Source organism: Mucilaginibacter rigui (assembly GCF_014773275.1).
Lineage (GTDB): Bacteria > Bacteroidota > Bacteroidia > Sphingobacteriales > Sphingobacteriaceae > Mucilaginibacter > Mucilaginibacter rigui_A.
In genome coordinates this window covers 874410-894982 of the sequence record NZ_JACWMW010000002.1, presented here as the reverse complement: position 1 = coordinate 894982, position 20573 = coordinate 874410, and the positions used below count along the sequence as shown (strand labels likewise).

Below are 20573 nucleotides of genomic sequence, written 5' to 3'. Positions count from 1 at the left end.
GTTTAAAAAGGTTTCTTTCTCTGTCGGATATTTTCAATGAATATCTCCTGTGAAACCTCTTCTTCACCATAAACCAATACATCTTTTGCCAGGTCTTCACATATTCTTGATATATCTGAATAGCTTAACCCGGTAGATTCCCGAGTGATTAAATCCAAATCGAAATTTTGATGCAATTTTAATTCTTTCAACCTGCTTTCGTAAAGGTGCCGGATCTCAGGCGCTTCAGGCAAGGTGTATACTATGATATCATCAAATCTCCGGAATAAGGCGCTGTCTAAAAACTCCGGAAGGTTGGTAGCCGCGATAATCAGGCTATTAGAATCATCTTTCTCGATTTGCAAAAGAAAGCTATTTAACACCCGTTTGATCTCTCCAACTTCATTGCCATTGGTCCTGGTCGTTCCTATACTATCAAACTCATCAAAAAGATAAACCGCCCTGAATTGCTTCATCGCATCAAAGATCAAACGCAATTTAGCGATAGACTCGCCCATATATCTGCTGATTAACCCGTCCAGTCGAATAATAAATAATGGTATTGCTAATTCGCTCGCAAGCGCTTTGGCAGACATCGTTTTCCCACAACCCGGAGGACCTGTAAATAACAACTTTTTTCGGGGTTGCAAATTGTGCTGTTTGATCAGCTCTAATTTACTTTGCTCCTGTAAAATGCGTTTGATCGCTTTTGTAATGGAAGGAGCCAATACCATCTGCTTTAGCTTCACATCAGGCTGCACTAGTTCAAGTAGATCGGAAAGTTCTTTTTGCGCAGCGTTGACTGGCATATTCCTGACAACGCCATGAAATTTATTTTTACCTAATTTCGCATTATCGATCAACTTTTTTAATTCATCAGCTAAGGCCGTGTGTCCTTTCTTAGCTTCCGAGGCAGCAATCTGCATAGCAGTAGCATAGAAACGACTGTCATCGCTTTCTCCGAATGATCTAATTAAGCTTTTTATTTGATCTGCTGCTGCCATAGTTTAGGTTGCAAAATAACGATTAATAATCTGTATTAATAATTAACGAAGGTCTACAGCTAATAATTGACGATAATATGCTTAATAAAATTCAAACACAACGATTTGTGAACAAACAGATGTCCTGTGGAAAGTTAAAGACTCATCTGGATTGCCTTTTATTTTTTTATGGATCTAAAGAATTAAAAGCCCTTGTTTTATCCGAAGTACCCCCGAATTGGCCTGCATAAATCACGTAACCTAATTGTCGTTTTTAATGGTAATCGTAAACTGCTTGTCCATTAAGGGCAAGCAGTTAGATCAAGGTTCACAAATATTAATGGCAGAAATTGCTACGAACGTCAAACCTTGAACTATTTTCAAAACGCCATTTTACGCAAATCCTCCAAGAAAAAGTTCGAAATTTGCCCAGTGTGGGCTACTACAGCAGAAAATGGCCTTGAAATGCATATTTCAAGGCCTCTGTTTTTCCACCAATTGCTATCGTGCTGAAAATCAATACAATGCCAAGTTCGATCCTGCTTCAGTACCTAAAGCAAAAACACTTTTGAACCCAACTATCCACCATTTTATACTTTCCTGTATTTCAATTAATTAACTTGTTTCTTCTTCGTCTTTTAATAGTTCGATATTTTCCATCAAAATTATCCTCCTTAATTGTTTGTTAAGAAGGGAAAAGTTCAAAACCACAGGCTGAAGGTCAGAACCAGCCGGAACCATCTGCGGTTCAAGTCGGTCACCTGTTAGAAATATTAGAATCAATTTAGTAGCGCATTAAATTATTTAATAATTTATTATCGTTGATAAACAGGTATTTATGTATATTTAAACGGCCTATTACACTTTCTAAATTACTCTTCAACCTTATCCATATGCGTAAATCATCAACGACCGACGATCTGAAAGTATTGGCAATTGCCGGTACCTATGTAGTTACCTTGGGTTTTCACTTGCCCCAAACCAAATGCGGCAATCTTTTAGGTTTTTCCGTTTTCCGTACTGATCATTCGGACAACACGGCTATTTATCTCAGCGGCATGAAAGCATTTGCTGAAACCGATCCCGGTTTTCCTCCCGGCTCTTTATATTCTACGAAAGACCACCCTGTACAAAGCTTTCAATGGGCAGATTATTCCGCTCAACCCGGACGCAATTACACTTACCTGATTACTGCTTTAAAAGGCACTCCAAGAAACCTTACCAAATTCGCGGCGACCTCGGTTACTGTTACAACAGAAGCCCCCGAAACCGGTGACCATGATGTTTATTTTAATAACGGCGCGGCAGCCTCACAGGAATATGTGCGGCGTTTCGGCGATAAAAGACCAAACCCTGACCTGCCTGCTGATCAACCGATATTTGACTGGCTATCGAGAGGGCTTTATGAAGCCATGGTAGGCTTTGTACAAAGCTGCGTGCCACACCAGGATAAATTACGCATCGCTGCTTATGAATTTAATTACGAACCATTTTTGCGGGTGCTAAAAAAAGCCCAAGCCGATGGCGTAGATGTCCAGATCGTATATGATCGTCGCGGCACGAATCCCGGCGATGCCAACGAAACAGCCGTTAACAACGTAGGTATAGCCGGCATTTGTACCAAACGCACACAAGGAAAGGATTACATTTCACACAATAAGTTCATGGTCAAACTGGACGGTAATGATGACGCCGTTAGCGTTTGGACAGGCGGCACTAACTTTTCAATTGGAGGTATATTCGGACACTCCAATGTAGCGCATGTAGTTGAGCAAGCCTCTGTAGCAGAGCAATACTTAGCCTATTGGAAAGATATGAAGGCTGATCCGGCTGAGGCTGTGATTAGAAAGCAAACAGAGGATATCAACCAGGTACCGCCAATACCTGTAAGTGCTGGAACGGCTACCCTATTCAGTCCGCGTAAATCGCTGGACGCGCTCAAGTTCTATGGTAAGTTGGCCAAAACAGCAAAGGACGGCTTATTTATGACCTTTGCATTTGGCCTGAACGATATTTTCAAAGACGTTTATAAAACCTCGACGGCGAAAGTTCGCTTCGCTTTATTGGAAAAGAAAACAAGGCCGATGGCCAGCAAGACACCGGAACAGCAGGCAGCAAAAGCCGCCGAGGAACAAATCATACAGAATTTGCGCAACCAGCCGGAAAACGTCTTCGCTATCGGCAACCTCATTACAACAAACAAGTTCGATGGCTGGGTAAAAGAATCCCTCACCAACCTAAATAAAAACGTCAAATACATCCACAATAAATTCATGCTGATCGACCCGCTGGGCGAAGACCCTATCGTAATCACCGGCTCAGCAAATTTCAGTAACGCCTCAACAACAGACAATGATGAGAACATGCTCATCATCCGTGGTAATAAACGGGTGGCCGACATTTACATCGGTGAGTTCATGCGGCTATTTTCGCATTTCTCGTTCCGTGAATCCTTGGAATGGCGTAAACCCGATGACAAGCCCAAACCACTCAAAACCGACGACTGGTGGAAAGACAGCTTTGGTGATACCCCGCGTTCTTCAAGAAGGAGGTTCTTTGCTGTGATAACCGAATAAATGCGCTTTGCCAGTTCAAGCCAACGCTGTGTACAACGATCAACGAAAAAGACAAGCACTGAAATTCAGTTAAGATAAGGCAAGCCCCGTATACAGGTTTGACACCAGTTTCTTTATCACTACCACTTAAGCATAAGATTTACGAATTCTCGATTAATTTATCAATTCGGCTTAAACGTTCCAAATCTTCCACAAATTGGTTTGAAAATCTTTTATTTTCGGCTACTTAAGCACAAGGCCGTTACAATAAATTGTAACGGCCTTTGTTTTTGGCAAAAAAAGCAGAAGGGCATATTAAAAAAACTTACCATTTACCACCAGCCCCGCCGCCGCCACTACTACCGCCGCCCCAACTACTGCTACTGGATGAGGAACCGCTGCCACTACTGCTTGAGCCTGATGAACCTGAACTTTTAGTAAGCATCGGAAAAACTACCATTTTTATCAATTCCTCATAATTACAATTATCGCACCGGCGTACCTCTTTACCTTTACCCTCGCGGCTGTAAGTAGCATTAACCAGTGTAATGGTTTTGGGTTTGCATAATGTTTTGAACTTGCATTGCGGGCAGTCGGTAAAATCGTCAAAATTATCGCCCTGGTTGGCAATTACCTTGTTTTCTTTGCCATCGGCACTAACCCAGATATCATATATATACACGCCCGCGTTTTCTTCGGCAAGCTGGCCGGATGTAATGTAGGGTTTACCATCTTTATTATTATCCCTGTTTATCCTTAACATAGGTTGTTTACGCGTATCTAATGGTGCTTTAAAGCGCTTAACAATATTTCTACGCCTAATCTCTTCTATAAAAATCCCTATCAGTATTAACGGCGATAAAATACCATACCACCAGGCTACCTTATTAAGTTGTTGTACCGCGTTTGCAAAATTCTCATCATCCTTGTAAAAATTGCGGTTGGCGCCTAACGCTGCATAGTATCTAAAAAACAGGCCAACAGCAATAAGCCCATACAGTATATACGGAACGGCTGCAAGCGTAATAATTTTAAGCCATCCAAAACCTATAGTAAAAGCAGATAGAAACACCAACACGAAACCGATGATGAATAAGCCCCCGCACCCTACCGTAATTACCTTATCGTAACCGTTGGTTCTATTTGTTTTACCGGCAACAAACGGCATGTGTTTTTTAGTGCTGCGTAGTATGGGTATCGCTGCCAGTATAATGAGTACGCAAATGCCAATTGTTTCCATCCAGGGTTTTTCTACGTGCTTTTGCTTTAGCATCAGTTGGTCCAGCTCGTTTTTATTACCCTCCTGACTTAGATAATCAGCAATAGCGGTAAGCGCGTTGGTAATGCCCGAGCCATAAGCACCCTCTTTAAAGGCCGGCACCATGTAATTATCCCCTATTTTTTTAAGGGCGGCATCAGGTAATAAACCCTCCAGCCCGTAGCCGGTAATAAATCGGTATTCGCGCCGGTTGGTGGCTACAAATAATAACAAGCCATTATCTGCATGGGCCTTGCCTATACCCCAGGTTCTAAAAAGCTGCAGTGCAAAATCAAACACCTCGGCGTGTTCATCAAAATCGTTTACCGCCACAACGGCTATTTGCACATTTGTTTGCTCTTCAAGCCGGGCAATAATTTGGTTAAGCCAGGCAACATCACTTTCACTTAAAACAGCATCCGGGTTGCTTACGTAGCCGGGGCCGCCTGTGGCTTTTGGATCGGGAATCTGCTTTACAGTATAATGCTTTTGTGCTATGCACAACTGCGCAGGTAATAATAACAGTATAAATAAAATTATCCGTAATGGTTTAAGATTGGGCATTGGTATTATGTTATTAATGCTGTTGTATCCTTAATTAAAAACCGATGGTGCAACCCATATAAACGCCAACCATTAATATAATGGCCGTTACCAGCATTATACTAATGTTTGCCTGTTGCTCAATGTAGGCGCCTTACCTGTATCTGTCAGCTCTATCATAATTGTTTTTTTACCAGCCTGATATATTTTTCGTCGCAACCGGCAAATTTTACATAGTAATTCATAGCGTTGCCTGTGTTTTGAATAGTGATCTCATTGCCTGCAATTACGCCGCTAATGCCTACCGGGAGTTCAAGCGCAGTGGTGTCGCCCTTTTCCGGGTCATTTGAAATATCGCCCTCATATTCGGCCCATTTAATACCCTCAAAATTAATGTAGGTTTGCTTGTCTTCGCCTTTTTGCAGCGAGGCCTTGCCTTTGGTTTTTTTGTCGTTAAGGGAGATCTCATAAGAATAACCCGCACCATGCTTTTTGATCTCGACGGTCATATTGCAGCTTTCGCTTTGGCCATCTAACGATTCAGCGTAATAGATGCCGGTTATGTCTGATGCTTCGGGTGATTTTAGTATGGATTTAACCGTGTCTTTTTTAGCAGTTTTAATAACACTAACGGTTTTTGCAGGCCTGCTTTGGCAGGCAACAAAAATAATGGGCAAGATAAGTAGGAAGGCTGCTCTGTTCATTCCAAAGGTTTGGTCCATTTAAAAGGTTCTAAAAACAATTTTGTTTGTAGAAATTTATTAATCCCCGGTTGTCCGGGCATATCTTGTTACATTCAAATATCCTATCTTTAAAAATGCAGCATCAAGAATTTGAACCTCCTGAAGAGCTACGGGATGCCATCAAGTGCTTTTGGTACGACAGAAGGGACCTCGGAGAACTACCATCGAGCTTTGAGGTACAGCCTGACGGCTATGCTGAAATCATTTTTCATTTTGGCAGCGGTTGCAGCATCTTGCATAATGGGGCCTTACAGCCATTGCCATCGCCATTTATGATGGGGCTGCTTAATCAGCCTGCTCACTTTTCAGCAAAAAACCGTTTCGAGATCATAGGTATCCGTTGTTATCCATGGGCGGTGTTTGATCTGCTCGGGCTGCCGCCAGATAAAGACGGGGTTAGGGTATTTGAGCACCCGATAGCGCAGGTTCAACCAAGGTTAGAAAAATTGATATACGCCGGAAGGATACATGAGGCTGTAGCTGAAGTAACACAATACTTTATGGACGACCAATTGCGGATAACTACCAACAGTATGTTATTTAAAGCGGGGGTTGCTATGCGGGAAACAAACGGCACTATGCCGGTAAGCAAGGTGGCAGAGGCGGCGCATGCAACAGTACGTACATTGGAAAGGAACTTCAAGCAATCTGCTGGCTATACGGTTAAAGATGTATCCGGGCTAATGCGCTTTGAGCAGGTACGTAACCATTTATGGCAATATCCAAATGCCAGCCTTGCCGGTTTAGCTCACGAGTTGGGTTATACAGATCAATCCCATCTAAGCAGGGAGTTCAAACGCTACAGCGGTACCACACCTGCAGCATTCGCGCGAATTGCAAAGAAGGGGAAACAATCCATAAGCACCTATTTTGTCGCATTTGTACAAGCCTGATATAGCAGCAATCCTGAATTTTGCATTTCAATCATGAAAAGGATGTTGATACAAAATAAACAGATTGCCATTATAGGTGGCGGCCCGGGCGGATTAACCCTGGCAAAACTTTTACAGCTGAAAGGCTCAAATGTAAAAGTATATGAAAGAGATGTTGATAAAGATGCCAGGGTACAGGGCTCGCCGCTTGATATGCATGAAGAATCGGGATCGGCTGCGTTACGCAAGGCAAATTTGTTTGATGAGTTTACTAAAAATGCCCTTATAGGAGCAGATAAAAAAATCGTCGTAAATAAAAATGCTGAAATATGCTTCAGCGACCACGAAGCCCAATCCGCAGAAGCTCAAAACAATACCCCCATTCGCCTTGAAATAAGCCGCGGTGTATTAAGGAAAATATTACTGGAGTCGTTACAGCCGGAAACGGTTGTGTGGAACAGTCATTATGTTTCAATGGAAAAACAAAATGAAGGCTGGCTGATGCATTTCAAAAATGGTTCATCTGCTTACGCTGATATTGTAGTTGCCGCTGATGGTGCAAATTCCAGGATCCGCCCATATATTACAAACACCAGGGCTTTTTATTCGGGCATTACGATGGTTGAAATCAATGTTTACGATGCAGAAAAAGCAACACCCCATATTTATGCATTGCTAAACGGCGGAAAGGTTATGGCTTTCGGAAATTCAAAGTGCATATTGGGAGGGCAGAAAGGCAATGGCGACCTGGGTTTTTACTTAAGCTTTAAAGCAGATGAAAACCGGGTTGCTACCAATGGCTTAGACTACTCGGATAAAGCACAATTGCTTACATGGTTTAAAAAAGAATATGCTGAATGGAGCAGTACCTGGTATGAACTGTTTGAAAATTCAGCAGCACCATTTATTCCACGCCCAATTTATTGTATGCCGTTGGATCAAACCTGGGAAACGCTCCCTAATTTAACGATGTTGGGAGATGCAGCACATGTAATGCCCCCTTTTGCGGGCGAAGGTGCAAATACGGCCATGCTGGACGCTTTGGAATTAAGTGAGTATTTAACATCTGGCAGGTACAACACTTTGCAGGAAGCCATTTCTGCTTATGAAATAAACATGCGTAAAAGAGCCGCAATGGCAGCACAAGCGTCGCTTGCAAACGGAGAACGGATGCACAGTGCCGGGGCGCTTGAAAAGATGCTGGCAGTTTTTGGCAGAAAGTAATAACTTGGCCTGATATGGCCTATAACAGGGAAAGCCACCCAAAAGAGTGGCTTTCCCTGTTTATATTATAATTTTATTTTACACGTTCAACGTAATCGCCTGTGCGCGTATCTACTTTTATCTTATCGCCCTGGTTTACAAAAAGGGGCACTTTTATTTCTACACCATTCTCGGTAGTAGCATTTTTAAGTGCGCCCGAAGATGTATCGCCCTTAACGGCAGGTTCAGTATAGGTAATTTCTAATTCTACATGGTTAGGTGCGGTTGCCATTATTGGCTCCTCGCTTTCAAAAGATACGATAACGTTCATCCCCTCTTTCAGGAATTTAACAGCCGGGCCAAATAATGATTTTGGTATATTATGCTGATCGTAGGTAACATTATCCATGATCACCATGTAGTCGCCCTCTTCATACAGATATTGAAAATCGTTGGTTTCTACCCGGCAAATCTCCACCTGCTCGTCGGTAGCCAAACGGGCCTCAACAATTTTGCCTGTTTTTATGTTGCGAAACTTATCTAAATAGAACGCGCCACCTTTACCTGGTGTACGGTGTAAAACTTCTGTAACAGTTACCAATTCGCCGTTGTAGCGTAATATATTCCCTACTTTAATTTCAGATGCCTTTGCCATGAAAATGTAATTGTAAAATTTAAAGTGCAAAGATATATTAAGTTACGATAAACCTTTATCATAAAAAAAATAGTATGGCAATAGCTATTATATCGATGTGTGCCATACTTTAATGGGCTCCGGCCACCCAAACATTGTTTTTGGGGTTAACATCTACATCGTAAGGTTTACCCAACACTATTTTACTTAGCGGCTTGTTTGATTTAAAAGATGCAGTTATTGTTTTATTCCCCTTTTCCCAGCAGGCAATACTTACATCTATAGCTTGTTTGCTGCCATCTTTATAATATACCAAAAGATGTACAGGGACTGCCGCGCCTCCATTATTTGCAACAACAACTCCATATTGCCGCTTTTGGCGATTAACCTTTGTTATAGCCAGATCGGGTGCAAACTTTTCAAAGTACCAGTTTCTCCAAAACCAGTTCATGTTTCTACCTGCACCGGCGTTCATACAATAAAAGAAATCATACGGGGTGGGGTGCTTACCATTCCATTGTTTAATATAGTACCGGATGGCTTTGAAAAACAGACTATCGCCCAGCATTTCGCGTACGTAATGAAACCCGATCGCCGGTTTTAGGTCTTTATCAGAGAACCGCGCTTTGCCGTACAATTGCGGTGTAAGCGTCATGATGGGCACATCCTGGTCAGAGCCTGCGCTGCTGTTAATATCGCTCATGCTATAGGTATCGGTTAATTTAGAATCGATGAATGGCGAAAGACTAAATTCAGAAAATGTGGCCCATCCTTCATCCAAAAAAGAATGTTTTGTTTCGTTATTGCCAACATAAAAAGGGAAAAGCGCGTGAAAAACCTCATGGACGGTAAATTCAACGGCTTCATCTTTTTCAAAAGGCAGGTTATTCACCATCATAGGGTACTCGGTGGCGTCAAGTCCTTCAAAAATTGTTTGGTGCGGATAAGGGAATGGAATGCCGGGTATTTTGTAACTGATCAGTTCGACCGTTTTACGGGCGTAACCAATAACCGGTTCAAAGGCTTTATGCTCAGGGTTATAAACGGCATCAACCCGGGTGCGTCGCCTTGTTTTTGGGTCTACAAGCACGCTCGATGCCTTCCAAACATAATGGTTGCTAATGGCGAATACAAAGTCGGTCACATTTTTGGCCTCAAACTTCCACGTATTAATTTGGCTGGCCATGGTGATATTGCCTTCTTTAACGTCAGCAGCGGTAATAATATTGGTAACCGAATCGCTGTTAATGGCATCGGCTATACGTTTGACAAATTTTGGCTGATATACCGAATCCACATTGATAAGATCGCCGGTTGCCCAGCACTGGTAATTCCCGGGGATGGTTAATTCCACTTTAAAATTACAGTAATCGTTATAAAATTCTTCTTTACCTACGTAAGGGTATTCGTTCCACCCGTCGGTATCATCATAAACTGCTATCCTTGGGAAAAAATAAGCTATTATAAAAGCACCGCTGTCAACCTGCCCTGTCCTGATAAATGACCCTTTATTTAAAGTATAAGTGTAAGCCACATTAAATTTAGCTTTACCCCCTGGTGGTATTACAAGCCCCCTGATGTACATATTAGTACCTCTTATTACCCTTTTATTTGGCTCTACAGGTTTATCATCAAACTGCATTGCGGAGATATCTACCCCGGTGGTCAGATCTTCGGGCGATACTTGCGTATTACGCATGGCTTGTTGCTGATATAAATTGGGGTAAAGCTTAAAAACAACTTGCTTAAGGGTATCGGGGCTGTTGTTTTGATAGCTTATGTTAACCTTACCGCTTAACACTCTTGTGTTTGGAGTAAAGCTTGCGTTGATTTGGTAGTCTGCACTATTTTGCCAGTAGGCCTTACCGGGGACCCCGTTTAAACTGCGGGTATGCCGCTCATATGCCTTGTTCAGGTTTGTGGCCAATGGCAACTTTGTTTGGGCGTAAACTATATTACAAAATATGGTTAAACATAAACCCCCAAACCATATCACCGTATTTTTATAAGGCATCATGTATATTTCTTTAAATCTTTTTAGCCTGTAAATATAAAAGCTGCCAACCATAAATGGCGGCAGCTTTATAATACGATAAACAACGCTTAATACTTTACGCTTTAATAAAAGCCAGCAAATCTTTATTAATTGTTGCAGCTTCTGTAGTTGGCATACCATGTGGGAAACCCGGGTACGAAATCAGTTGCCCGTTCTTTACCAGCTTTATCGCCTTTACAGCCGTAAGCTGGAATGGCACAATCTGGTCATCCTCGCCGTGTAAAATAAGTACTGGTACGTCCACGCTTTTAAGGTCTTCCGTAAAATCTGTTTCAGAGAATACTTTTACACAATCTACATGCGCTTTAATGGCCCCCATCATTCCCTGGCGCCACCAATTATCCCTTATACCTTGCGACACCTTTGCGCCTTCGCGGTTAAAGCCATAAAACGGCATGGTAAAATCCTGAAAATACTGTGGCCTTTTTGTAGCAGTACCCTCGCGTATCTCATCAAAAACAGATAAAGGGATGCCATCAGGGTTATTTTCTGTTTGTACCATTATAGGGGTAACCGCGCTTATCAGTACCGCCTTTGCCACACGGCCTTTGCCGTGTTTGGCAACGTAACGGATAACCTCTCCACCGCCTGTTGAGTGACCAACGTGTATAGCATCCTTCAGATCGAGCGCCTGCACAAGTTCGGCCACATCAGCTGCGTAGGTATCCATATCATGCCCATTAGCCGCCTGGCTCGACCTGCCATGCCCCCGGCGGTCATGCGCTATAACCCTATACCCCTGTGCCAGGAAAAACATCATTTGCCCGTCCCAGTCATCGCCTGATAATGGCCAGCCATGATGGAAAACTATCGGTTGCCCTGTTCCCCAATCTTTGTAATAAATTTCTGTTCCGTCTTTTACTGTAATGGTGCTCATCGTTTTTGATAATTAGATGTTAATAAAATATTGGAGATCTGATGTTAGTAATTAAAATAATGATGGATGTAAAATGATCCTTTATTACCTTATTACAAGTGGTTTAGGATCTGCACTATCCGTTGATAACGCAGAATCATAAACGAAGCTGAATTGAAGACCTAAAATAATAAATAAAAGCTAATCTTTATGTTCAAAAACCCTTAAACTTATCAATAATTGTTAAGCGAATACGTTAATCGTTAAACCCTCTTTAATCCTTTCTATTAGTTATAGGTTATTAAAAATATAGAAATCAATATCAGCGTGTCAGGGTTTGAAGATCACCCAAAACCATTAATAAGTACAAAAGCGCCCCTTTCGGGAGCGCCTTTTGGATGCTATAACAGGTAGATGGAGTTTGTTTATTTCTTAAAATACAGCTGCATAAAGGTTACAATACTGCTGCTTTCGTACGATTGCATGACACCTCTTGGCGCGGCCAAAGCATAATTTCTCCAGGTAAGGTTGCGTTCTTTATCGCGATTGTTCCAGCCGGTATTGATGTTGGTTTTAACCCAATCCAAATACTGTGTTTGCTTACCATCAGTTATCAACTGCATAATATACTGGGCAAAAATAACTTTCAGCACACCCTGCTCGTTAAAGTCGCCCTCGGCAGGCAAAATACCATTGGCACCCATTTTGGTTTTGGTATAATCGGCGGCTAACTTGGCGTCGCTTAGGTACGCTTCGTCTTTGGTTTCGTTATACAAGGCCATAGCCGCGCCAATAGCTGTACCCTGGTTGTAGGTATAGTCTTCATAACCGGGCGCATTGTTACCAATTTTATGATCAGCTATCCGGCCATTAGCGTCCATGAGGTTAGTTTTGGCCCATACGTATATGGATTTCGCTTTTGTAAGATAACTTGCATCGCCGGTTAATTTATACAAACGCATGGCCGCTATAACTGTTGGATAATTGATACAAGCGTTTTTACCGCTATGCTGAAAATCCCAGAACATCCCGCCGTTAACCGCATCGTATGATCCGTTCCAAACGCGGTTAAACCCGGCAATTGCTTTTTGCAGGTACACCTGGTTGCCGGTCATCTGGTTAGCACGGGCCAGAGCCATTACCCACCACATCATATCGTCATAAATAAACCAGGTGGTGGTGTTATCCCAGTTATAGCCATCATATTGGTCAAAACCGCCCTGGTAAATATCGTTAACCAAGGTAAGCTGTGCCGGGTCATTAGTACGTTCGTAAACATTCATGGCCATGTCCCAGTAAATGGCCTGTGTCCATATAGCACCAAGGCCATCCTGTTGTGTGGTGCTGTAATACAGCTTTTTTGCCGTGTTATAATAGTATCTGTTAAATGCGGTATAAGCGGTTGTTGCATCAGCCGCGGTAAATGTAGGGTCGGCCGTTGTTGGTGGGTCAACCGGTTTTGCAGCAGGCGGTTTATTCTCCGAGCCTTTACTGCAACCCATAACGGTAATAAATAAGCAGGTTAACAGGATATAAAATATTTTTTTCATAGGTAGATGTGTGTTACTTATTTTTCATTAGATAGCGAGTAGGGTGCGTCGGTGGGTTTAACGCCTTTTTGCTTATTTGGCTGTGCCGACATGTTAAAGTTAAGCGTAGCGCCTTTTAACAACGCCGAGTGACTAAGCCAGTTAAACGAATATGGTTTACCGTTTACACGTAAGCTATTTACATATCGGTTTTGCGCGCTATTGTTAGCGGCATTAATGCTGATAGTTTTGCCATTCTGTAGCTTAACGGTTACTTTTTTAAACAGCGGCGCGCCAAGCACGTACTGATCGCTGGCCGGAGTTACCGGGTAAAAGCCCATTGCCGAAAACACATACCAGGCAGATGTTTGCCCGTTATCCTCATCACCGCAATAACCATCGGGTGTTGGTTTGTACATTTTGTCCATTACATCGCGCACGTGCTGCTGGGTTTTCCAGGGCTGGCCGGCGTAATTGTACAAGTATATCATATGCTGTATCGGTTGGTTACCGTGAGCATATTGGCCCATTCCCGCAATTTGCATCTCACGGATTTCGTGAATAACACTGTTATAATAGCTATCATCAAATACCGGCGGAAGGATAAACACCGAATCGAGCTTGTTTACAAACTTTTGGTTGCCGCCCATCAGGCCTATCAGGCCCTGCACATCATGGAAAACACTCCAGGTATAATGCCAACTGTTCCCCTCCGTAAAAGCATCGCCCCATTTAAATGGATTGAAAGGGGTTTGGAATTTGCCATCCTTATTTTTACCCCTCATTAACCCGGTTTGCGGGTCGAAAAGGTTTTTGTAGTTCAGACTTCGTTTTTTGTAGATATCGGTTTCTGATGCCGGGCGTCCTAAAGCTTTACCCAACTTATAAATAGCAAAATCATCATAAGCATACTCCAGCGTACGGGCTGCGTTCTCATTTATATTTACATCATAAGGCACGTAACCCAGCGTGTTATAATAATCTACCCCACGCCTACCTGCGGCACCGGGGCCGGTATTATTTGCCCCATGCAGCAATGCCCGGTAAAGGGTGTTGATATCGTATCCGCGGCCACCTTTTAAATAAGCTTCGGATACTACAGATGCAGAGTTATTACCCACCATTACATCGGCATAACCGGGGCTGCTCCACTCGGGCAACCAGCCGCCTTCTTGGTAATCGTTCACTAAACCGGCCTGCATTTCTTTATTGATGGATGGGTAAACCAGATTCAGGAATGGATACAAGGCACGGAAGGTATCCCAAAATCCGGTGCCACCAAACATATAACCAGGCAATACCTTACCGTTATACGGACTATAATGAACTATCTGATCTTTGGCATCCAGCTCATACAATTTATTGGGGAAGAAAAGCATGCGGTACAAGCAAGAGTAAAAGGTGCGGGTTTGGTCAATCGTTCCACCGTCAACTGTAAGTCTGCTTAAGGTATTGTTCCAGATAGCTTTGGCCTTTTGTTTGGTGGCCCCGAAGCTTTCTTTACCCAGTTCGCGCTTTAAATTAATTTCGGCCTGCTCTATGCTGATGAATGACGACGCCACACGCAGATTAACCGCTTCGCCCTTGCTGGTTTTAAAGCTGATTACCGCACCGGCGTGGTCACCGGTGTATTCCAGTTTGCCATCGTCAATATCCTTGTTATGCCATACAGAAGCATTCTTGAATACCTTATCTATATAAATAACAAAGTAGTTCTTGAAATTTTGGGGCACCGCACCGCTGTTGCGGGTACTGTAGCCAACTATTTTATTCTCGCCGGGGATGATCTTTACGTAAGATCCTTTATCAAAAGCATCGATCACAATGTGTGAGCTATCGCTTTTGGGGAAAGTAAATTTAAAACTGGCGGCACGTTCTGTCGGTGTAATTTCGGTTGTAACATCATAATCGGCCAGGTAAACGCTGTAGTAATAAGGTTTGGCAATCTCTGCTTTGTGCGAGTACCAGCTGGCACGTTCGCCTTCGTCAACCCGTATCTTTCCTGTTTCGGGGAAGATAGAGAACTGCCCGTAATCATTCATCCAGGGCGATGGCTGGTGCGTTTGTTTAAAACCAACCAGTTTGTCGGCATTGTAGGTGTATTGCCAACCGCTGCCCATTTTACCTGTTTGAGGCGTCCAAAAATTCATGCCCCATGGTAATGCTATAGCCGGGTATGTATTCCCGTTGGATAGGGAGGGTTTGGAATCGGTCCCCATAAGCGGGTTAACCAGGTCGGCGAGGTTTGTTTTACTAATCTGTGCTGAAGTTATTATAGGGAGGGCCAAAAGGGCAGCTAATACTAATTTTTTCATTTAAATATCTTAATGTTCGTAAATATGTGCAGTTATTCCAGTCACACTACACATACACGGGTAAAGCCCATGTATGGTAGCAGTAACTGGTTCTTAAACCAACCTCAGTATTTACCAACTTAAACTAACTTTAATTCCTTCCGGGTCATTCGCGAAACCCAGGTACACGGTTTTTGAAGATGCATCCCACGATGTTTTTACGTCGGCAACCTCTTGCCCCTTACTATCGGTAACCTTTGTGGTTTTAGGTTTTGCCGGTAGTAATACGCGCATACTATTCAGTGTTTTTACAGGGCTTTTTACTACGAACGAATAACTTTTAGGCTGTATCACTTCGTTATAAGCCCTGGCAGCAGCAGCCAAAACCTGTGGTTTGGTTTTATTGGCCACGCGGTTAACATTATATAATAACGCCTGTTCACCTGGGTTAATAACCTTCTCGGCCAGTACCGGCAATTGCGGATCGAACAGATCAACAACAGGGCCCTTTATAGTGTACGGTTTACTGTCAGGGTTTTCGTCCATTACCGATACTACATCGTAAGGCCCGCGCTCTAAATAAAGACTGTTCTTAAATATAAGCTTGCCTGCTTTGGCATCTGTCTCATAGCCTTGTTTTACGGCATCCACAAATTTGGTGTCGGCGTTAGCTTCCATTACATACTCTTTAGGGTTTTGCCTTAAAATGTATACCGTGCCTTTGCCAACGCTGAACTTTTGCTTGCCAGATGCCGCATCAATATTTAACAGTTTAAACAGATGTTTAGATGGCGCGGTAAATTTATTGCCCTTGGTGTTCCACCACTCCATTACCGATTGGTACGGATCGTCATCGCGACCGGCATAGATCAATACGCCACCCTCTTTAACCCATTTGGCCAAAGCGGTATGAATTTCTGCTGATACCGGCTTCATGTTTGAATAACTCACTACCAGCACCTTTATATTTTTTAAGGTAGCTGCATAGGTAAGGTTTTCCATGTGTACGGTTTGTACGGGCACGCCGCGTTTTAGCAACGGCAAAGTTTGTCCATAAAAGTTGGAGAACTGCGGGTCCTCGAACCCGTTGTGTGTTGGGAAACGCTGAAACATCAACGAGTTGCTCATTAACACACCAATACCATTTACACCTGTTACCTTGTTAGGTGATTTGGGCATGCTGTTTAGTGCATTTACCATTACCTGCATTTGAGTTGAATAGTACTGTGGGATCAGCACTTTCTCGTTACTGTTAGCTACCTTGTACGGGTGGGTATAGATCCGCTCGGGCCATGGCATTACCTCGTAATCGGCAACCATGGGGTATAATAGCTTTGCAGTAAAAGTTGCCTGGTAATTCTTTTTATAATCGGCCCAGTCGCGTGGCCAGTCTTCTATAGGATCTGTCAGGAAGAACATTTTGCGGCCTGTAGGTGCAGTCATAGATACCATGGAACCATACTCTAAAAACGCGTTCTCAAATACGCGCTCCTTTTTCTGCCCGCCAAAGTATGTCGGTTCGCGCGAGGTGCCCGTCCATACCTGCGCTATGTAGCCATCAATACCGGGCAGGGATGCCAGGCTGGCTTCGGGGCTTACTATTTGCCACGATGAATAGTTAACAAGTGAGTGCGTGGCAATAAACACCTTTATATTTTTACCCTTGCTTTTGCCATAGGCTTTAGCGTAGTTCGATGTTTCTTTTATAGCCTCGTAATACAGGTGATACTTAAGCTTACTGGATAAATAGGTATTCTCGGCCGATGCATCCTGCGGTTTCCATGGGAAACCGTAATATTTTTGCCATTCTTCTTTAAACGGCGCGCTATAACCCGCCCTTGCCCAAAACTCGGGCTCTTCTAAAAAAATATCGGTGATACCCGCGTCTATCACCCGTTTGATGACAGCGGTTTTCATATACTCGATAAATGATTTTACGGGCACAACATAAGGCATATCCCTGCCATGAAATATGGTATCGCCTTTTTGTGTAACCTGGCCAACACCTAAATGGTTAATACCATCCCACTTGCCTAAAAAATAATCTTTGTAATCGCCCCAGGCAATACCTGTCATAAACTGGGCCTGGTAACCATGGTCTCGCCAGGTTTTTACGCGCTGCTCAAACGTCATTCCGGGCCTGTCGTTTACACCGTAAACAATGGCAATATCCGACCGTACATCGATCTCGGGCATCCAGGGGCTACTGGTTTGAAAAGCGGTTTTTTGCTTTAACGCAGCGGGCTTTGTTACCTGGGCATGGGCGCTAACAGTTAGCGCTGCCAGGCAGCAAGAGAATAAAAGTTGTTTCATAGGGTTTTGTTATTAACCTGCTTAAGCCTAATTACATACGCTTAAGCAGGTATTATTAGCTGGTTTTTATGGGGCGGTTACCGTTTTAACATCGGTATAGTTATAATATTTAAGGCCGTAATTTGTGCGGGCGCCAACCCTTATAAAGTACTGACGTTGGCCCGGCAATACGCCTTTAGTAGTTAGCGTTAAGGTTTGACCCAGTTTGGCGTTGCCATCAGTACCGCCATAGCTTGTAAGCGGCGAGTAACGGTCATCAAAATTATTATTACCCACAAACTTGTTTGAATTTACATAAAGGTTGATATCGCTAACGTCCTGCTGAAAGTTTGGATCGTTAGTGCCACGGTTAATTTTAACCTGTACAGTTATGGTACCATCTGCATTAAGCACCGGCTCGCCAACCCACTCTATCCTTAAAAAGGGTTCAACAGAAAAATTAACGGTTGTTGTTCCTTTTATATCAACCGTTTGGCTTTTATCTACAATGGTTTTCCCTGTGTTATCTGTTTGTACCATGGGTACAAAAGGCCCTTCGGCGCTTATCACGTTTTTGCCGGCAAACAGCTTGGTATAGTTAAAAGTACCATCCTGCATAGAGGCTATGTAAAACGGTGTTGGGTTATTGCTCCAGCTTATTTCAAGCAACTTTATACGCGTGCCGCTCCCTTGTTCGGTTTGTACTGTTTTACCCGTACCCGCATCAACTACGCTACCATTTAAGGTTTCGGATGGTGCGGCGTAATCATCTAATTTGCTGCATGAGCTACCAACTAAGGTAACTGCACATATAGCAAGTGTATATATTATCTTTCTCATGATTTCTTTTGTTATTAATAGCCTGGGTTTTGAATTAACTTCTGACTTTTCTGGATCTCACCGTTCGGGATCTGCTCGTAATACCAGCGTACATCAAATGTATAGCGCACGTTGCGCTCGTCCGTACGTGAGTCAAAAAAGTATTTCTTGTCGTTGGCAGAGTAAAAAGGCATCAGGATCTTGTAAATGGTTGAGTTTTGCTCTTTATCGGCAATTCTCCATCTCCTCATATCCCACCAGGTTTTATTCTCAAAACCCAGCTCTTTTCTACGCTCTTTGCGCACGATATCAATACTGTTCAGGTTGGCTGCGCTGGCTAACATATCAGCACCGGCACGCTCACGGATCTGGTTGATATCTGCAAAAGCATCCTGCAAGTAGTTTTTATCATTTTGGCCTGCTGTGTTTAATTCATAAGCAGCTTCGGCGCGGTTCAATAATACTTCGGCGTAACGCAGTTCAATCCAGGTTTGGTCTGAGCGGTTTTCTAAAACTTCCGATGTTGGTTTATCAGGGGCCAGCCATTTACGTACCGAGAAACCTGATATAGCACAGGTACCATCACCGCTAAATACACCGCTTAAGCCTGCCGGGTTAAGCGTACCGCCACCTGGTAAATTGTATGGGGTTTGGGTAGCGTTTGATGACTGTACAATATTAGCCGTTGGGTAATTTGCTGTTGAACCTGCAGGTAAAAGCGGACCTATACCACCTGCCGAACTACCGGTGTAGATTCCGCGGCGGATCTCGATGCTTTGCCCTTTAAATACGTCGCCGGGAAGGATTACGGTTGCCCTTAGCCTTGGTTCAGCATCAGCAAACAGGTCCATGGTGTTGGTATACAGGTCGTACTTACCAGCAGTCATGGTTTTTATAGTACCATCGGCATTTTTAGGCAGGCCATCAAACATCTCCACAAAATTCAGGGTAGGGTTAACTTCTGATGAGTAACCGTTGGCGCCCATTAGCTGGCGTGGAACATTGTATGCGTCATACCCGTGTACAGATTCGGGGTAATGGTATTGCCTTACAAAAATATTCTCTGAACTACCCTTATCAAAAAACATATCAACATAGTTTTGATACTGGGCGGCTTTATCTCCGGCTTTCCATCCGTTTTTGTAAAGGCTGTATTTATTCTCTAACAACACGGCAGCGTCATAAGCTGCTTTAAAGTAAGTTACTGCTTTTGCTGAAGGTATACCACAAACCCGGTTACCTGTAGCATCAACAAGGGTTACCTGGTTGTATTTGGCAATAGAGCCTGCATAAAGCATAGCACGCGATTTAAACCCTGCCGCTACATATTTATTAGCCCTGCCTACCTGGTTGGTTTCGCCCATGTTTGTGTAAGCATAATCAAGGTCGGCAGCTATGTAATCATAAACTGCTTCTTCGGATGAGCGGGCAACGTTCAGGTCGTCAACATTTGCTGCGGGCACTTGCAATACCTTATCAATAATTGGTACGCCGCCATAACGCTTTACCAATGCAAAATAAGTTGCTGCACGTATAAAGCGGGCCTCGCCCAACCAGGCGTTCACCTGTTCGGGTGTGTACGTTGCCGCATATTTAGGCATGTTCTCTAAAAAGTAGTTAACATCCCTTATCAGTTTATAAGAATCGCTCCAGGGAGATTCGTCAACATTCTCCTGCATGGCGCCTGTTTGGTCGCGGCTCAGGGCCTCGCCCGTAACAGCAGGGAATGGGCTAATTATCCAGAAGAAGTTTAGACCTCTTTGTGGCGAATACCTAAAATCTTCAATTGGCAGTTGACTATAAATGCGTGCCATGTATGCCTGAATGCCCCCGGTACTTGTAAAAACGTCCTTATCCTGTATAATATTGATAGGGGGTACGTCCAGCTTTTTACATGCTGTGGTCCAGCAGATAAAAAAGCATGCTATGATGAGTGTATATTTTTTCATGATCCTAA

Annotated in this window: 14 protein-coding genes; 3 read left to right on the top strand and 11 right to left on the bottom strand. The window is 43.3% G+C overall.

Going from position 1 to position 20573, the window contains the following annotated elements; genetic code table 11:
* Positions 1–2 precede the first annotated feature (2 nt).
* Positions 3–983: an AAA family ATPase gene (locus IDJ75_RS11045; protein ID WP_191175678.1), complete on the bottom strand. Its 981-nt coding sequence runs from the start codon at positions 981–983 to the stop codon at positions 3–5.
* A gap of 872 nt (positions 984–1855) precedes the next feature.
* Here IDJ75_RS11045 and IDJ75_RS11040 point away from each other — a divergent pair.
* Complete coding sequence (locus IDJ75_RS11040; RefSeq protein WP_191175677.1) at positions 1856–3538, top strand: phospholipase D-like domain-containing protein; 1683 nt, start codon at positions 1856–1858, stop codon at positions 3536–3538.
* A gap of 304 nt (positions 3539–3842) precedes the next feature.
* Here the strand turns inward: IDJ75_RS11040 and IDJ75_RS11035 are convergent, their stop codons facing one another.
* Both IDJ75_RS11035 and IDJ75_RS11030 read right to left on the bottom strand, forming a co-directional pair.
* A complete protein-coding gene (locus IDJ75_RS11035; RefSeq protein WP_191175676.1) occupies positions 3843–5339 on the bottom strand; it encodes a TPM domain-containing protein in 1497 nt (498 codons plus the stop codon).
* Positions 5340–5494: 155 nt separating this feature from the next.
* Complete coding sequence (locus IDJ75_RS11030; protein WP_191175675.1) at positions 5495–6040, bottom strand: hypothetical protein; 546 nt, start codon at positions 6038–6040, stop codon at positions 5495–5497.
* Between the two features lie 95 nt (positions 6041–6135).
* Here IDJ75_RS11030 and IDJ75_RS11025 point away from each other — a divergent pair, with 95 nt between their 5' ends.
* The gene (locus IDJ75_RS11025; protein WP_191175674.1) at positions 6136–6954 is read left to right on the top strand and encodes a helix-turn-helix domain-containing protein; all 819 of its coding nucleotides are present in this window, start codon (positions 6136–6138) and stop codon (positions 6952–6954) included.
* A gap of 33 nt (positions 6955–6987) precedes the next feature.
* Positions 6988–8157, top strand: a complete 1170-nt coding sequence (locus tag IDJ75_RS11020; RefSeq protein ID WP_224746565.1) for an FAD-dependent oxidoreductase — start codon at positions 6988–6990, stop codon at positions 8155–8157.
* A gap of 73 nt (positions 8158–8230) precedes the next feature.
* Here IDJ75_RS11020 and efp read toward each other — a convergent pair whose 3' ends face one another.
* From efp to IDJ75_RS10980, 8 genes are all read right to left on the bottom strand, one after another.
* Positions 8231–8791 carry an elongation factor P gene (gene efp, locus IDJ75_RS11015; RefSeq protein WP_191175673.1) on the bottom strand — a complete coding sequence of 187 codons (561 nt, stop codon included), beginning with the start codon at positions 8789–8791 and terminating at the stop codon, positions 8231–8233.
* A 109-nt stretch (positions 8792–8900) separates the two neighbouring features.
* Positions 8901–10787 (bottom strand): M1 family metallopeptidase, encoded by a 1887-nt coding sequence (locus IDJ75_RS11010; RefSeq protein WP_191175672.1) that lies wholly within the window; start codon positions 10785–10787, stop codon positions 8901–8903.
* Positions 10788–10881: 94 nt separating this feature from the next.
* Positions 10882–11703 (bottom strand): alpha/beta fold hydrolase, encoded by an 822-nt coding sequence (locus tag IDJ75_RS11005; RefSeq protein ID WP_191175671.1) that lies wholly within the window; start codon positions 11701–11703, stop codon positions 10882–10884.
* Between the two features lie 404 nt (positions 11704–12107).
* On the bottom strand, positions 12108–13232 hold the full coding sequence (locus IDJ75_RS11000) for a glycoside hydrolase family 76 protein (RefSeq protein WP_191175670.1): 1125 nt from the start codon (positions 13230–13232) through the stop codon (positions 12108–12110).
* A gap of 17 nt (positions 13233–13249) precedes the next feature.
* A complete protein-coding gene (locus tag IDJ75_RS10995) occupies positions 13250–15526 on the bottom strand; it encodes a GH92 family glycosyl hydrolase (RefSeq protein ID WP_191175669.1) in 2277 nt (758 codons plus the stop codon).
* Between the two features lie 111 nt (positions 15527–15637).
* Positions 15638–17818 (bottom strand): hypothetical protein, encoded by a 2181-nt coding sequence (locus tag IDJ75_RS10990; RefSeq protein ID WP_224746564.1) that lies wholly within the window; start codon positions 17816–17818, stop codon positions 15638–15640.
* Between the two features lie 66 nt (positions 17819–17884).
* Positions 17885–18637: a DUF3823 domain-containing protein gene (locus IDJ75_RS10985; protein ID WP_191175668.1), complete on the bottom strand. Its 753-nt coding sequence runs from the start codon at positions 18635–18637 to the stop codon at positions 17885–17887.
* Between the two features lie 14 nt (positions 18638–18651).
* Entirely contained in the window at positions 18652–20565 is a 1914-nt protein-coding gene (locus IDJ75_RS10980) for a RagB/SusD family nutrient uptake outer membrane protein (protein WP_191175667.1), read from the bottom strand.
* Positions 20566–20573: the final 8 nt, after the last annotated feature.

Bases quoted from the DNA above. Each gene is read 5' to 3' on its own strand.
- IDJ75_RS11005 (WP_191175671.1), bottom strand. From the start codon at position 11,703: ATGAGCACCATTACAGTAAAAGACGGAACAGAAATTTATTACAAAGAT.
- IDJ75_RS11000 (WP_191175670.1), bottom strand. From the start codon at position 13,232: ATGAAAAAAATATTTTATATCCTGTTAACCTGCTTATTTATTACCGTT.
- IDJ75_RS10990 (WP_224746564.1), bottom strand. From the start codon at position 17,818: ATGAAACAACTTTTATTCTCTTGCTGCCTGGCAGCGCTAACTGTTAGC.
- IDJ75_RS10985 (WP_191175668.1), bottom strand. From the start codon at position 18,637: ATGAGAAAGATAATATATACACTTGCTATATGTGCAGTTACCTTAGTT.
- IDJ75_RS10980 (WP_191175667.1), bottom strand. From the start codon at position 20,565: ATGAAAAAATATACACTCATCATAGCATGCTTTTTTATCTGCTGGACC.
- IDJ75_RS10995 (WP_191175669.1), bottom strand. From the start codon at position 15,526: ATGAAAAAATTAGTATTAGCTGCCCTTTTGGCCCTCCCTATAATAACT.
- IDJ75_RS11040 (WP_191175677.1), top strand. From the start codon at position 1,856: ATGCGTAAATCATCAACGACCGACGATCTGAAAGTATTGGCAATTGCC.
- IDJ75_RS11045 (WP_191175678.1), bottom strand. From the start codon at position 983: ATGGCAGCAGCAGATCAAATAAAAAGCTTAATTAGATCATTCGGAGAA.
- IDJ75_RS11010 (WP_191175672.1), bottom strand. From the start codon at position 10,787: ATGATGCCTTATAAAAATACGGTGATATGGTTTGGGGGTTTATGTTTA.
- IDJ75_RS11030 (WP_191175675.1), bottom strand. From the start codon at position 6,040: ATGGACCAAACCTTTGGAATGAACAGAGCAGCCTTCCTACTTATCTTG.
- IDJ75_RS11035 (WP_191175676.1), bottom strand. From the start codon at position 5,339: ATGCCCAATCTTAAACCATTACGGATAATTTTATTTATACTGTTATTA.
- IDJ75_RS11025 (WP_191175674.1), top strand. From the start codon at position 6,136: ATGCAGCATCAAGAATTTGAACCTCCTGAAGAGCTACGGGATGCCATC.
- efp (WP_191175673.1), bottom strand. From the start codon at position 8,791: ATGGCAAAGGCATCTGAAATTAAAGTAGGGAATATATTACGCTACAAC.
- IDJ75_RS11020 (WP_224746565.1), top strand. From the start codon at position 6,988: ATGAAAAGGATGTTGATACAAAATAAACAGATTGCCATTATAGGTGGC.